The following is a 19,455-nucleotide window of genomic DNA, read 5'->3' as shown; positions in this document are numbered from 1 at the left end:
TTGTTAAGTAGATGGCTATTTTTGTATATATATTTAATGCACTAAGTTTAATCTTTAGTAAATTAATAGTTAATCTGATAAAATAAAAAACCTAATATATATAAAGGGGAGTTTTACTTGAGAACGATGCGACAATTATTACAAAAGAGAGCAATGCAATCACCGAATTTGGAAGCACTTGTCGGGGGAGAGAAAAGGTATTTGTTTCAACAATATAATGAACGAGTAAACCAGCTTGCACATTACTTGTTACATTGCGGTGTGCAAAGAGGAGATCGCATAGGGATCTTATGCAAAAATAATCATCCGTTTCCAAGCGTTATGATGGCAAGTTTAAAAATTGGAGCGGTATTTATTCCACTTAATCATCAGCTTACTACTTATGAGTTAGAAACGATTGTAAAAGAAGCAAAATTAAAAGTATTAGTTATTGATAATGAATTTAGTGAAGCTTTATTAAAAATTGAAGCAGTTAAAGAAATTCCTTATGTAATTGAGACGACAAAAGAAGGCTTTGGCTCATTTGAATTAAAATTAAAGGAACAGCCAATAACAGAACCGAACGTGGAAGTTCATGAAGAAGATGATGCCATTTACTTGTTTACTTCAGGAACGACTGGACAGGCAAAAGCATGTGTAATTGGTCATAAAAACTTACACCATTATTTTACTGAGATTGCGGGGCAAAGAGAAATTCCAGCAGGTGAACGCTTTTTATCAGTGCACCCATTGTTTCATATGAGTGGCGTGCTTTCTATTTTAAATTGTATTTATCATGGCGTTACGATGGTCTTTTTAGCTGATTCGAATCCTACTCTTATTTGGGATAAGATTGAAGAAGAAAAGATTACTACGATGCTTGCGTTCCCAGCTGTTTATAGTTATATGTTTGATGAACTAAATAAACAAAAGCGTAACATTTCGACTTTGAAAGTAGCACAAAGCGGTGGTACAAAAGTACCGGAAACGCTCATTCAAAAATATATGGAAAAAGGAATATACATGGTGCAAGGTTATGGTAGTACAGAAGGTTGGGTCGTAACCTCATGGCATCCAAATATGGGAAAAGAAAAAATGTCTTCTGCAGGGAAAACACTTAAGCATGTAGAGTTAAAAATTATTCATCCAGAAACGGGTGATGAACTAGCAACGAATGAAGTTGGAGAGATCCACGTAAGAAGTCCTTACATGTTTAAAGGATATTGGAATAACGAAAAGGCGACGGAGAAGGTAGTAAAAGATAATTGGTTTAACATGGGTGACGCCGGCATGATAGATGATGATGGATTCCTACATATTATGGGAAGATATAAAGATGTTATTGTGCACGGTGGTGACAACGTATATCCAGATCAAGTAGAAGGTGTAATTCATGAAATAAATGGTGTTCTAGAAGTTGCAGTAGTTGGGATTCCAAATGATTTTTGGGGAGAGATTCCGACAGCTTACATTGTAAAAGACATTCAAACATCTTTAACAGAAGAAGAAATTATTCAGCATTGTAAAGAAAAACTAGCAAGCTATAAAATACCAGAAGTTGTATTTATGGACGAATTACCGAAAAACGCTTTAGGGAAAGTGTTGAAGAGGGAATTAAGGGATGTTTTGCTTGTAAAATAAAAAGTTATTAAATAATGAAGAATCCAGTTATGCAGTAAGCATAACTGGATTCTTGTTTATAAAAAACATAATAATTTACTAGATTTTGTATTTTGTGTAAGATAATAAAGAATATTCAATTAATAATTAAAGGAAGAGATATAAATGAAGCTGCCACTCTTACAAGTAGAGACAGAGAGACTTATTATTCGTCCATTTCAAAAAGAGGATTATGAAAGTTGGTTAGATGGATTCAATAAGAGGTTACCATCTCAATATAAATACGATGATGGCTATCATGATATGTCGTCTTCAACAAAAGAATGGTTCACGGAATGGATAAGAGGATTTGATGAGGCGGCACGGCGGGATGAAATGTACGTTCTAGGTATTTTTCAGAAAGAAGATGGTGCCAATATTGGAAAGCTAGAACTTATAAAAATTTTACGTATGGATTATCAATGGGCGATGATGGGATATTCAATTCATAATCAATATTGGAAAAATGGATACGGAGTAGAAAGTGTAGTAGCTGCGCTGCAGTTATTTTTTTATAGCCTTCAATTTCATAGAATTGAATTACATATACATATCGATAATGAGCCATCCGTTCGTCTTGCAGAAAGAGCAGGTTTTTCATTTGAATGTAAGAGAGAAGCATTTTCTCAGGAGAATGGTAAGTGGGCAGATTTTCTTATTTATTATAAAAATAAGGAGCTAGATATATGAGGGTACTTATTACAGGTGGAAATCGAGGATTAGGGTTACAGTTAGTAAAGGTATTTCATGAAAATGGACATATCGTTTATCCGCTAGTTAGAAGTGAGGAAGCGATAGAACAATTAAAACAGATGTGTACTTCTAGATGTTTTCCTATATTAGCAGATTTATCAGCTGATGATAGTACTGAACGTATTAAGGAGCAGCTTGAGAAATATACGGAGCATATTGATCTAGTTATAAATAACGCTGGGATACCTGGAAAGGAAACCGAAATTTTACAGACAAATTCAGAAGAGTTAACGGAACTATTTAATATTCATTGCTTAGGTGTAATTCGAGCTATAAAAGGTACATATATGGCTTTAACTAGGTCAAATCATCCGAGAATTATCAATATGTCCTCTCGATTAGGTTCATTACATAAAATGGCGGGAAAAGAGTTTTCACAAGGTCATTTTTCATATTCATATCGAGTTGCTAAAGCTGCACAAAATATGTTAACACTCTGTTTACAACAAGAGTTTGAGAATAAAGGAATTCGTGTAACTGCAATTCATCCAGGAAAATTAAAGACTGAAATTGGTGCTTTTGATGCGGATATGACTCCTGCTGAAGGGGCTCAAAATATATATAAGTGGGTTATAGATTCGAATGAGGATGTTTCAGGAAAGTTTATTGAACCGGGTGTAGGGGAGTTGAAGTGGTAATGTGCGATTTTATAGCCATTCAAAGTACATTTGGATCCTAAAAGTAACGAATGAAGAAAGCCTGGCATATAGCCAGGGCTTTACGTTATCTATTCAACACTTCAATATAAGAAGCATCTCCAGTTGTTCGAATTGTAGAGCGGAAATTGTTATGTTCTAACGTTTCTGCAACTTGTTTTAGTTGCTGTGCATCATCATGATGAATAAGTAAGCTGTCGGAACCACTTTCTTCTATATGAATGTGTTCGACGTTTCCGATCGCATTATGTATAGCTTTTAAAAATTCAGGTTTCATATTGTCCTCCTATATGTATGTAACGTTGTTATTAGTATTTCCTTATTTTTGAAATATAAAAGTGGGAGAAAGGAGAAATGAAAATGAATATAACGCAGTTTAAAGAACATATTACATCACTTTTTGAAGAGCACCTGCATAAATACGGTGATGATGAATATGGTTTTACTCATATTAGTAAAGAGGAGTTTCACAAGATAGGTTACACAACAAATTTGACGCTAGAAACAATTGAAGAAGCATATCGAAATGGGGTTGAGATGATACTTACCCATCATGCGCCTTGGAGTTTTTTATTTGGTATGGAAGAGGCTTGTATTGAGAAGTTAAAACAATATGAAATGAATCATTTTTGGATTCATCTGCCATTAGATTTCGTAAAGTTTGGCACGTGTACGTCGTTATTTCATGAAATTGGGATAGATACAATTCTAGAATACTCTACGTATGAGAAAGAAGAATTACCTGGAATAGGGGAATATGAGGAAGAGATTCCATTTTCAAACTTAGTTGAAAAACTTGAAGAAAGAATGGAAGAGAAAGTAAAGAGCTGGAGTAATCACGATAAACCAGTAAAACGGATTGCGATTTTAACCGGTGCAGGAAACAATACAAACCTTATTGAACGTGCGCTAGAAAAAGGTTGTGATACGTACATTACGGGAGAAAAAACATTATATACAGTGCAACATGCGAAATTTAAAGGCATCAACTTAATTGTAGGAAGCCACACATTTACAGAAGTATTTGGTGTAGAAAGTTTGGCTCATAAATTACAAGAAAGAGATCGTGCAATAGAAATTACTAGATTATATGAAGAGCATTTGGAGTGAGGGATATGGACATTTCAATAATCGCTGAACAACTCGTTAATGAGAAGGTTATTTCACATTATCCAAATAGCATGAAAGTGTTGAACGGAGGAACGACAAGTACTGTATATTTGTTGGATGGAAGATATGTTGTGAAGTCGAATGAATCAGAAGTAATACGTGAAGAGGCGTATTTTCTTCAGTTTTATGAGAGTAACGGTATGTTTCCGGAGCTTATATATAAGAATCCATTAAGTCGATATATTGTGTATTCTTTCCTTGAGGGAACTACTATGTACGAAAGTGGGCATAAGCGGAGCACACTTTGTAAACTTGTAAAAAAAGCTATCAATAAGTATGAAATAGTTCCAGAGGCAAATGGCTGGGGGTGGAAAGGAAGTCCGGTTCAAACTTGGACTGGATTTTTAACGACAAATGTGATGGAAGCTCATGAAAATGTAAGACGTTACATAAGTGATAAAGAGTATGGAATTGTTCTTAAGTTAGCAAATAGTCCAAAGAGGGGGACTGGAATAGATAAGCCATTTTTATTGCATGGTGATTTCGGATTCCATAATTTTATATTTCGGGAGAATAAGCTGTGCGGTGTAATTGACCCTTTACCAGTGTTAGGGGGTCCTTTATATGATTTAATTTACGCGTTCTGTTCAACTCCGGAAGATTTAACGAAAGAAACCATTCAGTATGTGCTGAAACAATGTGTATTCCGTAAAAGAGATCGAGATGTATATGAAGAAATAGTAATAGGTTTATATTTGCGTATAGATACGTGTATAAGACACCATCCAAAAGATTTAGAAGATTATCTAGTAGCTTGGCGTTATTGGATGAATGAGATTTAGTTTGTCAATTATCGACTTAGTTAAAAATATAAGGATAGGAGAATGACTATGAATAACTTCGTTTGTACAACGTGTGGCGTTCAGTATGCAGCGGGTATGGAAGAACCGGTGAGTTGTCTTATTTGTGATGAAGAGAGACAATATATTAATCCGAAAGGGCAGTCTTGGACGACTTTAGAAAACTTGCAAGCTGGTGATACATATAAAAATGAAATTATCGAAGAAGAAAAAGGACTTTACAGTTTTACAACTGAACCAGAATTTGCAATTGGTCAAACGGCATTTATGGTGAAAACAGAATCGTATCGTTTACTATGGGATTGCATTACTTATTTAGATGAAATGACGATAGAGAAAATAAAAGAACTCGGCGGATTAGATGCGATTGCACTATCTCATCCGCATTATTATTCAACGCAAGTAGAATGGGCAGAAACTTTTGATGTACCAATTTATATACACGAAGATGATAAAGAGTGGGTCATGCGTCCAAGTAGTCGCATTATTTATTGGTCTGGTGAGACTTTACAACTGGCTGATGGATTAGTCATTCATCGTTTAGGTGGACATTTTAAAGGTGGTTCTGTTTTACATTGGGAAGAAGGAAATGACGGGAAAGGTATTTTATTAACTGGCGATATTATTCAAGTTGTGGCGGATCAACAGTGGGTGAGTTTCATGTACAGCTATCCGAACTTAATTCCATTACCGGTGAGGAAAGTGGAAGAAATGGCGAATCGAGTAAAACCGCTTCAATTTAATCGTCTATATAATGCATTTCACCGAGTAGTAAAAGAGAATGCAAACGAGGCAGTGGAACGTTCTGCTGAAAGGTATATTAGGGCGTTAGAAGGTAAATTATTTCATACGTAAAAGGCGAGTTAGATGAATGAAAACGTTAGTATGCTTTGGTGATAGTATTACAGCTGATGAAAAAGACGGTTTACACTTTGGACCACAAGGTTATGAGCATTTAGCGAAAATAATTGGTGAAAAGTTAAAAGGGATTTTGGAAGAAGCAAAGCGCCCACGCTTTGCTTTTTTTGTATCTTATAATGAATTAACGTTCATAAAAATTATATTTATTATTTTTCTAATATAATTTTTAGAAGGGAGTTACATGGCGTCACTTGATAACGTAGGGGAGTAGTAAGCGATAAAAAGTAATTTCAATCAAATGTTGGTTTAAACGCTGGGAAAAATTACTATATTCAAAATGCAATTTATTATTCATTAAAAATCTGTTTATTCAATCTTTCTAAAAATATAAAAATATTAAGTTTGTAAATATACAAGTTATAATGAGGACGTCGAGAGATAATTCATTATTTCTGAAGAAAGCATCAAAAGTTTAAAATCGGAAAAACTGACAAAATTAATCTGAGAAAGGTGTGTGATCAGAAAGGAGAATTTATATAAAATATTTTTGGAGCAAGGGACATCGCGTTCGTTGGTGGAAACAATACCATAAATGTTGAGGAAGGTATTGAAGCGATGTATAAAGTTGTAAGAAAGATGCCTCTCGAATGAAAAGAGACAGGTTTAGGCGTAATTGTAGCCAAACCGACATGAATCACGATTGAAAACTAAATTTTCAGAAAAAATAATCAAATCAATTGGCGTTTATTTAGAAATATTACGAAGTAGTTAACAATTCTATTGTTATTGTTTTCTTAAGGATGTTTGTATATGGGGAATCCTAAGAACTAAAATATACTTCTATATAATTAAAGTATTTTGTGAGCGCTAATAAATCCATCGAGTTAATGACTAGCGAATGTTTCAATTTGGATGAACTTTGATGAATTACATACAATGTGGGGCACCTTGTGAGTAATTCATTTTTCAAAAAGGTAAATATTCGTTAGCCATAAAGAGAGACGCAAGAATAGGATACGAGGGGGAGTTATTATATGAATAGTAATACTGCAAAGAAACTAGAATTTCAAGCTGAAAATAACGCAGTCAAAAATGAGCAATATCCAGATCCTAAAAAGTGGCATAAGCAGGATACTACATGGGCATTAAGCCTTTTTGGAACAGCAATTGGGGCAGGAGTACTCTTTTTACCGATTAATGCAGGTTCAGGTGGTTTATTATCATTATTACTAATTACATTACTTGCATATCCAGTTATGTATTACTCACATAGGGCGCTTGCTAAAATGATATACGCTTCTAATTCTGCTGAGGAAGGGATTACAGGTACAATAAGAGAGTATTTCGGAAATAAGGCAAGTATCATTTTTAACATCGTATATTTCAGCTCAATTTACACAATCGTACTGATGTATTCGGTTGCGCTTACAAATACTGCAAGTAGTTTTATCGTGCATCAATTGCACATGCCGGAGCCTCCAAGGGCCATTTTATCTCTTGTATTAGTGCTCGGCCTTATCGCTATACTAAATTTTGGTCAAGATATTACTGTAAAGGTCATGAGTATGCTAGTGTATCCTTTCATAGCTTCTCTACTATTTATCGCAATATCTTTAATTCCACAGTGGAATACGTCAATGCTTAGCTTTTCAGGTGTTTCAACTGCTTCAACAGGAACAGGATATTTTGGGACGATATTGATGATACTACCGATCATCGTATTCTCATTTAATCATTCACCTATGATTTCATCATTTGTTGTGAAACAGAGGGCTACGTATGGAATAGAAGCTACTGATGCTAAATGTGCTCAAATACAAAAAGTTTGTTATATCATGACATTCGTTGTTGTTATGTTCTTTGTTTGGAGTAGCACACTAAGTTTGACTCCAGAGGATCTAAAAATGGCGAAAGAACAGAACTTATCAATCCTTTCATATCTTGCTAATGAGCTTAATTCGCCTGTAATCACAATTGCAGCTCCTATCATTGCTTTTGTGGCTATAACAAAGTCGTTCCTTGGCCATTATATAGGAGCATATGAGGTAATGCGTGATGTGATTATGAAGTTCGGTAAAACACGCGGAAAAGATATCGAAGAAAAAACAGTTAAGACAATGGTTCTTACTTTTGTTGTATTAACATGCTGGTATGTTGCTTATGCAAATCCAAGTATTCTTGGAATTATTGATGCCCTTAGCGGTCCGTTAGTTGCTGCCATCTTATGTCTATTACCAATGTATGCGATTCGTAAAGTACCAGTACTGGCTAAATACAGAGGGAAAATGAGCAATGTATTTGTCATTATTATAGGTATACTTACTGTCTTAGCAAGTATTAAGTCATTATTCTAATTCACTATTGTTAATTCAGATGTGAAAATAGTGGATTTGAAAAAAGAAAAAGATTATAGATAAGATATAACGATTTTGGGACAGACTTCTCACTTTGGAGAGTTTGTCCCTTTTTTAAAAGTAGTCACAAAAAGCCACCTTTCACATAAGGTGGTTTTTTCGCAATGTCATTGTAACCATGCAAAAATGCAAATACCTTAATATCTTTTCTAAATGACCATTTAGAGCAATAAGCTCTAAAGTAGTAGCATCTGGCTCACGGAAGTAGACAACTCTTATGCCAAATGTTTACTATCTATAGCATTTTAAAGTACATACATTTTTAGTGCGTTAAATATAATTCATAATAGCACCCATAAGAAAAAAACAAGTTTTACGGTATTAGTTATTAACGATGTTACAGCAGCTTATGTAGATTCAGAATTATTGAAAGGTAGTACGAGGACTTAAAAATTTCAAAAAATGCCGAGGTGGCGTAAGCGATTAGGGAGGTTAAAGGTATGAGTACTTCAAATCTGAGTGAAATAAGTAAACAAATTTTAATAGAGGAGGAAACACTTCAATTTTCCTCTTTTACAAATGAAGATGCATTGCAATTAGGTTTATATATCATTGAAACAGCAAAGCGCGAGGGGAAATTGATTGCTGTTGATATAACAAAAAATGGTGTGCAACTATTTCACTTCAAGATGACAGGGACAACTGAGGAAAATACGAAATGGATTGAGCGTAAAAAACGGGTCGTTTCTCTGCATAATCATAGCTCGTATTATATGCAGATAGAAAGTGAAATAAATGGAATCCCATATCATGAAAAATACCGTTTAGATGGCTCGAGATATGCTGCGTTTGGTGGATCCTTTCCCATCCAAATAAAAAACGTAGGGGTTATTGGAATGATAACAGTCTCAGGATTACCACCAGAAGTAGATCATGAATTGGTTATAAGAGCAGTTAAAAATCATTTAAAGCAATAATAAAAAGGCAAAAATGAACATATTCTTGTTCGTTTTTGCCTTTTTATTATTCGTCTACGGTAATGAGCATGGACGCATTTCCATTCTTTTCGAGATGACGTTCCCCAAAAAAGTACGAAGAGAATCTAGTATGAACCCGAAAGGTCAACCGCAATCAGTTAAAGAACATTCTATTTTCGGTGGTACGCTCTTTATTGGATTACACCGTATTATTCTGAAGAATCTTTAATTCGAGATATTTTTCTTGGCGATAATAATGTATGTGGTTAATATACTAGGCGTAAGGTTATTTGATTACTAAAAGTAATTATATATATTTTAAAGTAAGATAAGTAGATAGGGGTGGTAGAAATGCTTTGCATTGCCACTATTAATATTGGGGACAATTAGAGAGCGGCAAATATAAAAATGGAATCAAATAACTCTTTGCTTTTTTTATAAAACCATGAATTTAGAAGGTAAGAAACAAGACTGAATTAACAAAAGTATTAGCTTCTATATAATTCATTTTTACTATGTTGACAATGATTTTACATCACAAGGGGGACTGAAATTGGAATCAATGACCTTTGTTTTATTTGGAGCAACAGGGGACTTAGCTAAAAGAAAAATTTATCCCGCACTATATAACTTATATATAGATAAAAAGCTTCCAAAACAAATATCCGTTATTGGACTTGGAAGACGTCAACTATCTCATTTAGATTTACAGAGAAAAATAAAAGAATCAATAGAAACTTTTTCTCGTCCTAGGGAAGAAGGTACTCCGGAAATGGAAGGTTTTTTAGATAATTTTCGTTATTGCCCATTAGATGTGAGTAAGCCAGAAGACTATGAGAGGTTATTACAAGTAGTTCGTGAAAGGGAAGAAGAACTAAATATAAAAGGTAATAGAATGTTCTATCTTTCAGTTGCACCTGACTTTTTTGAGACAATTGCTATAAATATTAAGGAAAGCGGACTTGATAGAACGGATGGATGGAAACGCCTGATGATTGAGAAACCGTTTGGGCACGACCTTAAATCTGCTCGTGAGCTTAATGATAAGCTTAGTCGAACGTTTGAAGAAGACGAGATATACCGTATTGATCATTATTTAGGGAAACCGATGGTTCAAAACATTGAAGCACTTGAATTTGCAAATCCTGTTCTCCAGTCGATTTGGAACAAAGAACATATAGCGAATGTACAAATAACAGCTAGTGAAACGGTTGGGGTTGAAGAAAGAGCCGGATATTATGATCAGGCAGGAGCCATTCGAGATATGGTTCAAAATCATATGTTACAAATATTAATGATGACTGCCATGAACCTTCCGGAAAAGGTCAATGCATCTGAAATTCGAGAGGAAAAACGAAAGGTAATGGAGACTCTTCGTAAAGTGAAAAAAGAAGACGCCCAGAACCATATCGTACGCGGACAATACGTTTCTGGAGAGATAAAAGGTCAACAAGTTGTAGCATACAAAGAGGAACCAGGAGTAAATCCTTCTTCTAATACAGACACATTTGTTGCTGCTCGCTTATGGATTGATAACCCATTTTGGACAGATGTTCCTTTTTATATACGAACAGGCAAAAGAATGAAAGAAAAGTCTACTCGTATTGTAATTGAATTTAAAAATACGTTAAAACAGCAATATCAAGATAATAATCCAAATGTAGAGCCTAATTTGTTAATAATTGAAATCAGTCCAAGTGAAAATGTTTCACTACAATTAAATAGTAAAAATCCATTGAAAAATGGAGAACTTGAACCGATGCGTATTCATTTTACTTGTGAGCAAACAGGAGTGGGAATACCAGAAGCATATGAAAGACTCATCTATGATGCTGTATGTGGAGATTCTACATTCTTTGCACACTGGAAAGAAGTCGAGTTGTCATGGGAATGGGTGCAGCCAATACTTGAAGCGTTCGAGGAAAACCTATTGCCTCTTCATGAATACGAATCGGGATCTTTTGGTCCAGATGCGGCGAATGCTCTATTACAAGAAAGTGAATTTAAGTGGTGGTTAGATGAGGAATTTAAAAAATAAGTACGTTCTTAAATGAAGGTATTTAGAGTGAAGTTTACTATTGAAACATGTGCAGCTTCAGGAGCTGAAGCTAAGGTCATGCATTTACGACAGAAAATGTTGTCTAATACGTAAAAGTTATATGAGAAAAAGGTATTCATGATTTTAGTGATATGTATTTATGATAAAGGGTAATTTAAGGGGGAATTCTATTATGAAAGTAGGATTAATTGGCTTAGATAAAATGGGATTGAACTTAGGGGGAAATTTAATTGATCATAAACATGAAGTAGCAGCTCTGCGCAATGAATTCGGCGGACATGCAGTCGAGAAGAAATAAAAACCCTAAAATTATAACTCGTTAACGTTTAAAAACTGGAGGGAATTGATCATGAAATTTTTTATTGATACTGCAAATCTTGAGGACATAAAAAAAGCATATAAACTAGGAGTTTTAGCTGGTGTTACAACGAATCCTTCTTTAGTAGCAAAAGAGGGTATTAAGTTTGAAGACCGTATTGCAGAAATTTGTCAGGCAGTACCTAAAGTTGAATCTGTTTCGGCAGAAGTAACTCCAGATGCTGTTACAGCTGAAGAAATGATTGCTCAAGCAGAAGAGCTTATTAAAATTAACGGTGGCGATAAAAACGTCACGATAAAACTTCCGATGACACTAGCAGGGCTAGAAGCTTGCCGCTACCTTACTGAAAAAGGTGTTAAAACGAACGTTACACTTATTTTCACTGTGAACCAAGCACTTTTAGCTGCTCGAGCAGGTGCAACGTATGTTTCTCCATTTTTAGGTCGCTTAGATGATATTTCTGAAGATGGCGTACTATTAGTTGCTAAAATTGCTGAATTATTCGATATTCATCAATTAGATGCACAAATTATTGCTGCTTCTGTTAGACACCCAGATCATGTAACTCGTGTAGCGATGGCAGGTGCTCATATTGCAACAATTCCTTATAAAGTAATTGAACAACTTGCTATGCATCCATTAACAGACCAAGGTATGGAAAAGTTTGCTGCGGATTGGGCAAAAGCGCCTAAATTATAATGAAGTGAAGCTTTCACTAATTGCTTTTTAATGAGGGTACCGCTCCTTATGTAACTTCGTTGTTTTCGAGTTGGGAATCTTACTACATGAAAACAGTAAGATAAAAAGCAGCTATTAACTTTCAAAAAATATAAGTTTTACTTTAGGAAAAGGACTCCCTTATCAGTAAAGTTTGTTAAAACGTAACTCTGATAGGGAGAGTCTTTTTTCGTATAAATCTGGTTTCTCTTTTATAATATTAATATTTATTTATAAGGATATTAAGAGTTGGGTTATAGAGTCAGGGATGTTGAAATTGAATATGGGCAGATAGATCTTTAACCTCTTACATTATGGAGATAATTTAGGGATAAATGCAATAGAACCTGGTGGTGTGACCGTTACGCTTGGTACAAGGGGTGCAATACGAGCTGTAACAAATCATCTTGTAACGGCTCCAAAGGATAGGACTTTGGGGAGTTGGTGAACCAGTTCATAACGGTAGTATGATTTTTAGATGGGCTCGTGACCAATTATGTACGTTAGAGGTTGAACATGCGAAGCGTTTAGGAAAAGACCCATAGGAAGTGCTTACTGGAAATAACAGCTTTTCAGAAAAAGTGGGTTTAGAAGCTATTTGGCAGGAAAATATGGTAACTTATAAAGGGGTACTCCGATTTTTTAGGGTATTCTTTCAATATAAAATAATTTAAAGCTGTTTCGTAAAAAGTATGATGAACAAATACTATAGGGAGAGAGGGTTATGAAAATGACTGATAACAAAAAAATTATTGGATATGTTGGAACGTACACGAAAGAAAAGAGTGAAGGAATATATACTTTTACTTTAGACACGGAAGCAAAAAAAATTAGTAATGTAGCACTTGCGGCCAAACTGGATAACCCTACATATGTAACTATTAACCGAAATAATCAGTATCTCTATTCTGTTGTAAAGGAAGGAGAAGCTGGTGGTGTAGCTGCTTATTCGATTGATAGTCATACTGGAGAGCTTAAGGAGGAAAACAGACAAGTAGTAGAAGGTGCGTCTCCTTGTCATATTAGTGTTGATAGTAAAAATCGCATAGTAGTTACAGCAAATTATCATAAAGGAACGATTGAGTCTTTTGAAGTAAATGAAGAAAATGGAACGGTAAATTCAGCTTCCTCTATTATTACACATGAAGGTTCGGGTCCGAATAAAGAAAGACAAGAAAAACCACATGCACATTACGCGGGATATACTCCTGACGAAAAATATGTGGTGGGTGTTGATTTAGGAATTGATAAATTAATTACATATGAAATGAAAGATAGTACATTAATAGAAGTGAATAGCTTGTCTGTGAATCCAGGAAGTGGTCCAAGACATATTACTTTTCACCCGAATGGAAAGTACGCCTATGTGATGACGGAACTTAGTTCAGAAGTCATTGTGTTAACATATAATTCGGAAGAAGGGTCCTTTACAGAATTACAGTATATTTCTACCATTCCAGAAGCATTTGATGAAAATAGTCAAGGGAGCGCTATTCACATCTCTTCTGACGGCCACTTTGTGTATGCAGCGAATCGCGGTCATAATAGTATTGCTGTTTTCAGTGTGGATCAAAACTCAGGTCAGCTTACATTTGTTGAACATACATATACAGAAGGAAATTGGCCGAGGGACTTTGTATTAGATCCTGCTGAAAAGTTTCTTGTTGCTACAAATGAAAAGTCGCATAATCTTGTACTATTTTCAAGAAATGAATCTACAGGGAAGCTAACGCTGTTACAATCTGATATTGTTGTGCCAGAGCCTGTTTGTGTTAAATTTTTAAATGTGTAGCTTATGTCCGACATAATTTCATCTACCCAAAAAAATAGAGTATAGTAAAAGCAAAGCGATATCGCTTTGCTTTTTACTGTTTCTTTTTCGGCCTACGCACTAACTCGCCGCCGCAGTTTGGACAAACGTTTTGTCTTTCTTCTGTGCATGGTGCACAAAATGTACATTCATACACACAAATGTAAGCTTCGGAATCTTGCTTTAGGGATTGATCACAAATTTGACAGTTTGTTTTCATTTCTAGTGCCATTATAATTCTCCTTTTAGTTCGAATATTTACAATTTAATTATAATTCATCAAATAGAAGCTGTCTTTTTCAATTGAAAGGAAATTGAATGATAAAGTTATGAATTGAGATGAAAAATGCCTGTTTATATTAAAATTGATTATTTATTACAGTTAGAATATTATGAAATAGTCAAAGGACAACAGGGGGTATAGATTTTGACTAATCATAACGATCATTTAAAAGCAAACTGTGAAAAATGCTTCGGTCTATGTTGTGTGGCGTTACCGTTCGCAGCATCGGTAGATTTTGCGGTGAATAAAGATGGTGGTAAACCATGTTCCAACTTACAATCAGATTTTAAATGTAGTATACATAAAAATCTTAGAGGAAATGGGTATAAAGGTTGTACAGTATTTGAGTGTTTCGGTGCTGGACAAAAGATTTCTCAAGTTACGTTTAAAGGGATTGATTGGCGAAAAGATGCTGAGCATGCGAGAAAAATGTATGATGCTTTTCCGGTTATGCATCAGCTTCATGAAATGCTGTGGTATTTGAATGAGGCTATTCTATTAAAATCGACGCAGCCAATTCATAAAGAGCTGAAGAAAGCAATTGAAGAGACAGAGCGTCTTTCGAATTTAAGTCCCGATGAGTTAATGAAAATAAATGTTCCATTGCACAGAGCGGAAGTGAACATTCTTCTTTTAGAAACGAGCGAATTAGTGTGGAAGGAAATGAATGCTGCGCGTAAGAAACGGATCATTCACCGTGGAGCAGACCTTATGGGAGCGAATCTGAAAAAGAAAAGTTTACAGGGAGCGAATTTAAGAGGAGCTTATTTAATTGCGGCTAACTTAAATGGTGCAGACTTACGAGGGGCAGATCTCATCGGAGCAGATTTGCGAGATGCAGATATTCGCGGGGCGGATTTTACAAATAGTATTTTTCTTACGCAAGTTCAAATTAATGCGGCGAGAGGGGACAAACATACGAAATTGCCGGAATTGTTGTCCCGTCCCGCGCATTGGAGTGCAAAGTAATATACAAATTTGTATTGGTTTTCACGCTCAAGACCCAATTATGCGAACAGGCAGAGACTAAGAATCTCTGCCTGTTTTTTTATTTTTTTTCAAGAGTAGTGATTAAAACGCTACATATAATAAGAATACCACCAATGAAAAAATTGCTACTTAATGTTTCATTTAATAGAAACCAACCAAGTAATGATCCAACGATAGGTTGGAAAAAGAAAAATAATGAACCGATGCTTGCATCCATTAATTCTAATCCTTTATTCCAAAGGAAAAATGCACCTGCCGTTGAGACGATTCCTAAGTATAATACGCCTAGTATTACGTACGTATTTACTGCTTCGATAGAGATTGATTGTATTTCCCATATCATAAAAGGTGTAATGAAAAAGAGTGAAAAGAATATCGCGTACGTTGTAATAACTAAAGATGAAAATTGAGCTGAAGCGATTTTTACATAAATGGAAAGTAAAGCCCACGTAATAGCAGCCCCAACTAATATGATTGTACCGATAAAGTAAGAGCCAATTTCAATATCCCATCCAATTACGATAATGACACCAATAGTTGCTATTATAGTAGATAACAGTCTACGAGCAGTTAGTTTTTCTTTTAAAATGAGCGCTGCAAATATAACCATAAATGCAGGTGTAGCTGATGTTACTAAAGAGCCTGTATGAGCGTCGGATAATTTAGTACCGATGAATTGACATGTGATCGAAATGAAATATCCGATAAATCCCATCCAAGTGAATAGGAGCCAATCTTTTTTACGGATGGTTGCTTTTTTCTTTTGTTTTTTCTCAGCTATTTTCAAAATTGCATATAAAACAATAAAAGCGATAATAAAGCGTAGCCAAACGAGTGTAAGCGGTGGGATAAAGTCGAGTACATATTTGCTAACGACATACATACCGCCCCATATACTTGCTGCTAATGATAAACAGATAGCTCCTAAAATTGTTTGTTTCATTTGAATTACCTCCGTCTATTTTTAGGATATTATCAGTTCCCTAAGACGAGGCATAGTGCATTTGTTATATGAATGCCCGTCTTAGTTTATAGACGGCCTACAGGTTGATCGTTTTCGAATGAAGTGTTGTAGTACATGAGTGTAGTCTCCTTTCATCTTTTATAAGGATATTATAACTTAATTTTCAGTTTATTTGAATGTTTATTGTATGGATCTGATTTTTGAAAATGGAGTAGTATGTTCTAAAAGTAAGAAGGGCTGAGAAGAACAGATGATTTCATGAATATATTTCGTTAATTTGGCATTTTATAAATTTTATAATCTGATTATTTAGTTAAAGTCATAGTTTGTAAGTTTAAGAAAAGATGTGGAAATTTGTATAAAATATGAATAATAAACCGTCACGTTTGACTGTACAGTTTGTGTGTTGTATGATGATAGTAATATAAACAAGGGGGGAAGATCGTTGGGAAGGTGTATCGAATCGGACAGTTGGCTCTCATGGCTCACGTGTCGAAACGAACGATTGATTATTATACGAATCTAGGTATCTTAAAAGCGGAGCGATCTCAATCTAATTATCGCTATTACGACGAAACAGCATTTGAGACATTACAATTTATTGAGAAGTGCAAAGAAATGCATATGCCGCTTTGTGAGATTAAAGAGAAAATCGAGGAGAAGAAGAAGCTGCTCGGTATCAATGAACACGTTTCGAAACAAGTGAATGAAGTGACAGACCATATTCATCGATTAGAAGCAGAGTTAACGGAGTTAAAGCCGCTTTTAGATGAGTTGACTGATTCACAACGTGAAAAAATATCGAAATCTTTATCTGGTCAAACGACAGCTTTAATACAGACACTTGCTCTATTATTATAGAAAAAGTGAAATCCGACCTCTTTAATTTTTGTATCGGGCTATGTTTTCTCATGAGCACATAAGAAAACATTATAGTATACAGGAGGTGGACACCTTAGTTTTTTAACTAAGGGGATTCATTGGGAATATTTAATTTAGTCATGGTTGCGATTTTAATCGCATTTACTGGATTTTTCGTAGCAGCAGAGTTTGCGATTGTAAAGGTGCGTTCAAGTCGCATTGATCAGCTTGTTGCGGAAGGGAAACGCGGTGCTTTAGCAGCGAAAAAAGTAACAACAAATTTAGATGAATATTTATCAGCTTGTCAATTAGGTATTACGGTTACAGCGATGGGACTAGGTTGGTTAGGTGAACCGACGATAGAAAAATTATTACATCCGTTATTTGAGAAATTGAATTTAAATCCTTCTATTTCATCAGTATTAACGTTTGGCCTTGCATTTATGACGATGACGTACTTGCACGTTGTAGTCGGGGAATTAGCTCCGAAAACGATGGCAATTCAAAAAGCTGAAAAAGTGACATTGTTATTTGCGGGTCCGTTAATGATGTTCTATAAAGTTATGTATCCGTTTATTTGGGTGTTGAATAGTTCTGCTCGTGTAGTAACTGGTTTATTCGGTTTGAAGCCAGCTTCTGAACATGAAGTAGCTCATTCAGAAGAAGAGTTACGTCTTATTCTTTCAGAGAGCTACGAAAGTGGAGAAATTAATCAAGCTGAATACAAGTATGTAAATAACATCTTTGAATTTGATAATCGTATTGCGAAAGAAATCATGGTACCGCGTACGGAAATCGTTGGTTTCTATCTTGAAGATTCAGTAGAAGAGCACATGAAAGTAATCCAAAATGAACGATACACACGTTATCCGATTTTTGGAGAAGATAAAGATGATATTATCGGTATGGTCAATGTAAAAGATTTCTTTATTCGATATATGAACAACGATAAAGAAGATTTATCATCGATTCGCACGTATATGCGTCCGATTATTGAAGTGATGGAAACGACTCCGATTCATGATTTATTACTGCAAATGCAGAAGAAGCGAATTCCGATGGCTGTTTTATATGATGAGTACGGAGGAACAGCTGGAATTGTAACGCTTGAAGACATATTGGAGGAAATCGTCGGCGAAATTCGTGATGAATATGATGAAGATGAAGCACCACCAATTCAGCATGTGAACGAGCACCATAAAATTGTTGATGGAAAAGTGCTCATCACAGAAGTGAAAGATTTGTTTGGATTACACATTGAAGAAGATGATGTAGATACAATCGGTGGATGGATTATGATGCAAAACCATGAAATTGAAGAAGGACAACACGTTGAAGCAGAAGGTTATGAATTTAAAGTGTTAGAAAAAGACGCTTATCAAATTAAACGTGTTGAAATTCGTAAAATGGATCATGAACAAGAACAAGAGAAAGCAGCAACTGTTTAAGTTGCTGCTTTTCTTCTAAAGTATAAAAAATGCGAAATTAGGAGCGGATATTTTGATTCAAGTAGCCTTACGTGTATATCGATTACAATTGTATGTGATCTTTAGTGGTTTACTACTTATGTGGACGATTACTCCGTTTGGAAAACAAGTGACAGGGTTTGGTATTGGATTAGCGGTAAGTGCATACTGCCTTTGGTTATTAGCTCGCAGAGTGGAGAAAATAGGAAGAAGTATTGTACTGAAAGAAAAGGCTCCTGGATTAGGAGTTTTAAACCGATTTGCAGCTGCCATATTAGGAGCTATCATTATGTATGAAATTGAGCATGAAATGGAAATGTGGGCATTTGGTACAGGGATTTTAGGTGGTCACTTTTTAATGATTGCAAATTTAGCTTATGCAAATATACAGTTAGTGAAAGAAGAAGAGAAGCAAAGAGAAAATGCTTCTAAAAACATAGAACTATGATAAAGGGAGCCTAATGGGGTCTCCTGCCCACATGCCCATCAACTTAAGGTTTTAATGCCCCCCACAACGATAAAAATAAACTTGGTTGCCATAAAAGACATCACGTTTTCATTCTGAAAGTATTATAAAAATTTAACCTTTATATAGCAGGTACCGATTATTGAAGAAATAATGCAATAAGACTAATCGCTACATCAATAAAGATAATGTATATAAAAAACACCTTTCATTAATGACTTGAAGTGAACCCTGAAAACGGGACACCTATTAAAACACCTAAACCATCTGTTCCCTAAATTCTTTAGGGGATAGGTGGTTTAATTTTTCTT

General features: G+C 35.1%; 20 protein-coding genes and 2 pseudogenes. 19 read left to right on the top strand and 3 right to left on the bottom strand.

Annotated features, from left to right (window positions below):
• Positions 1–117 precede the first annotated feature (117 nt).
• The 3 genes from MR065_RS18950 (at position 118) to MR065_RS18940 (ending at position 3,029) form a co-directional block, all read left to right on the top strand.
• A complete protein-coding gene (locus MR065_RS18950; RefSeq protein ID WP_242214722.1) occupies positions 118–1,620 on the top strand; it encodes a class I adenylate-forming enzyme family protein in 1,503 nt (500 codons plus the stop codon).
• A 144-nt stretch (positions 1,621–1,764) separates the two neighbouring features.
• Positions 1,765–2,328, top strand: coding sequence for a GNAT family N-acetyltransferase (locus MR065_RS18945; RefSeq protein ID WP_242214721.1), 564 nt, complete (start codon positions 1,765–1,767; stop codon positions 2,326–2,328).
• Positions 2,325–3,029, top strand: a complete 705-nt coding sequence (locus tag MR065_RS18940; protein WP_242214720.1) for an SDR family NAD(P)-dependent oxidoreductase — start codon at positions 2,325–2,327, stop codon at positions 3,027–3,029. Before MR065_RS18945 ends, MR065_RS18940 begins: the two co-directional genes overlap by 4 nt.
• An 85-nt stretch (positions 3,030–3,114) precedes the next feature.
• Here the strand turns inward: MR065_RS18940 and MR065_RS18935 are convergent, their stop codons facing one another.
• Positions 3,115–3,324, bottom strand: a complete 210-nt coding sequence (locus MR065_RS18935; RefSeq protein WP_097903309.1) for a hypothetical protein — start codon at positions 3,322–3,324, stop codon at positions 3,115–3,117.
• Between the two features lie 83 nt (positions 3,325–3,407).
• Here MR065_RS18935 and MR065_RS18930 point away from each other — a divergent pair, with 83 nt between their 5' ends.
• The 12 genes and pseudogenes from MR065_RS18930 to MR065_RS18875 all read left to right on the top strand — a co-directional run bounded on the left by MR065_RS18930 (position 3,408) and on the right by MR065_RS18875 (position 14,096).
• Positions 3,408–4,157 (top strand): Nif3-like dinuclear metal center hexameric protein, encoded by a 750-nt coding sequence (locus tag MR065_RS18930; protein ID WP_242214757.1) that lies wholly within the window; start codon positions 3,408–3,410, stop codon positions 4,155–4,157.
• Positions 4,158–4,162: 5 nt separating this feature from the next.
• Positions 4,163–4,999, top strand: coding sequence for an aminoglycoside phosphotransferase family protein (locus MR065_RS18925; RefSeq protein ID WP_242214719.1), 837 nt, complete (start codon positions 4,163–4,165; stop codon positions 4,997–4,999).
• Between the two features lie 48 nt (positions 5,000–5,047).
• A complete protein-coding gene (locus MR065_RS18920; RefSeq protein WP_242214718.1) occupies positions 5,048–5,872 on the top strand; it encodes an MBL fold metallo-hydrolase in 825 nt (274 codons plus the stop codon).
• A gap of 55 nt (positions 5,873–5,927) precedes the next feature.
• A pseudogene (locus MR065_RS18915) lies at positions 5,928–6,011 on the top strand (esterase); the annotation flags it as partial.
• Positions 6,012–6,912: 901 nt separating this feature from the next.
• Positions 6,913–8,232, top strand: coding sequence for an aromatic amino acid transport family protein (locus MR065_RS18910; RefSeq protein WP_242214717.1), 1,320 nt, complete (start codon positions 6,913–6,915; stop codon positions 8,230–8,232).
• A gap of 500 nt (positions 8,233–8,732) precedes the next feature.
• On the top strand, positions 8,733–9,209 hold the full coding sequence (locus MR065_RS18905; protein ID WP_098267495.1) for a heme-degrading domain-containing protein: 477 nt from the start codon (positions 8,733–8,735) through the stop codon (positions 9,207–9,209).
• 13 nt (positions 9,210–9,222) lie between these two features.
• On the top strand, positions 9,223–9,438 hold the full coding sequence (locus tag MR065_RS18900; protein WP_242214716.1) for a hypothetical protein: 216 nt from the start codon (positions 9,223–9,225) through the stop codon (positions 9,436–9,438).
• 324 nt (positions 9,439–9,762) lie between these two features.
• The gene (gene zwf / locus MR065_RS18895) at positions 9,763–11,247 is read left to right on the top strand and encodes a glucose-6-phosphate dehydrogenase (protein WP_242214715.1); all 1,485 of its coding nucleotides are present in this window, start codon (positions 9,763–9,765) and stop codon (positions 11,245–11,247) included.
• Between the two features lie 193 nt (positions 11,248–11,440).
• The gene (locus MR065_RS18890) at positions 11,441–11,566 is read left to right on the top strand and encodes a hypothetical protein (protein ID WP_472927170.1); all 126 of its coding nucleotides are present in this window, start codon (positions 11,441–11,443) and stop codon (positions 11,564–11,566) included.
• 51 nt (positions 11,567–11,617) lie between these two features.
• Positions 11,618–12,286, top strand: coding sequence for a fructose-6-phosphate aldolase (gene fsa / locus MR065_RS18885; RefSeq protein ID WP_242214714.1), 669 nt, complete (start codon positions 11,618–11,620; stop codon positions 12,284–12,286).
• A gap of 340 nt (positions 12,287–12,626) precedes the next feature.
• Positions 12,627–12,846, top strand: a pseudogene (locus MR065_RS18880) (gluconate kinase); the annotation flags it as partial.
• 188 nt (positions 12,847–13,034) lie between these two features.
• Entirely contained in the window at positions 13,035–14,096 is a 1,062-nt protein-coding gene (locus MR065_RS18875) for a lactonase family protein (RefSeq protein ID WP_242214756.1), read from the top strand.
• 73 nt (positions 14,097–14,169) lie between these two features.
• Here MR065_RS18875 and MR065_RS18870 read toward each other — a convergent pair whose 3' ends face one another.
• Entirely contained in the window at positions 14,170–14,346 is a 177-nt protein-coding gene (locus MR065_RS18870; RefSeq protein WP_001162797.1) for a DUF1272 domain-containing protein, read from the bottom strand.
• Positions 14,347–14,541: 195 nt separating this feature from the next.
• Between MR065_RS18870 and MR065_RS18865 the strand changes: the two genes are divergently transcribed.
• Complete coding sequence (locus MR065_RS18865) at positions 14,542–15,366, top strand: pentapeptide repeat-containing protein (protein ID WP_242214713.1); 825 nt, start codon at positions 14,542–14,544, stop codon at positions 15,364–15,366.
• 79 nt (positions 15,367–15,445) lie between these two features.
• Here MR065_RS18865 and MR065_RS18860 read toward each other — a convergent pair whose 3' ends face one another.
• Entirely contained in the window at positions 15,446–16,330 is an 885-nt protein-coding gene (locus tag MR065_RS18860; RefSeq protein ID WP_242214712.1) for a DMT family transporter, read from the bottom strand.
• Between the two features lie 474 nt (positions 16,331–16,804).
• On the opposite strand from MR065_RS18860, the gene MR065_RS18855 reads away from it, so the two are divergent.
• The 3 genes from MR065_RS18855 to MR065_RS18845 all read left to right on the top strand — a co-directional run bounded on the left by MR065_RS18855 (position 16,805) and on the right by MR065_RS18845 (position 19,126).
• A complete protein-coding gene (locus MR065_RS18855; protein ID WP_025149265.1) occupies positions 16,805–17,212 on the top strand; it encodes a MerR family transcriptional regulator in 408 nt (135 codons plus the stop codon).
• A 119-nt stretch (positions 17,213–17,331) separates the two neighbouring features.
• Positions 17,332–18,660, top strand: coding sequence for a hemolysin family protein (locus MR065_RS18850; RefSeq protein WP_242214711.1), 1,329 nt, complete (start codon positions 17,332–17,334; stop codon positions 18,658–18,660).
• A gap of 52 nt (positions 18,661–18,712) precedes the next feature.
• Positions 18,713–19,126 (top strand): ATP synthase subunit I, encoded by a 414-nt coding sequence (locus tag MR065_RS18845; protein ID WP_242214710.1) that lies wholly within the window; start codon positions 18,713–18,715, stop codon positions 19,124–19,126.
• Positions 19,127–19,455: the final 329 nt, after the last annotated feature.

This window comes from Bacillus cereus group sp. BfR-BA-01383 (genome assembly GCF_022663495.1).
Classification (GTDB): domain Bacteria; phylum Bacillota; class Bacilli; order Bacillales; family Bacillaceae_G; genus Bacillus_A; species Bacillus_A cereus_AU.
The sequence above is the reverse complement of the archived record's forward strand: the minus strand, read 5'-3'. Positions and strand labels throughout refer to the sequence as shown.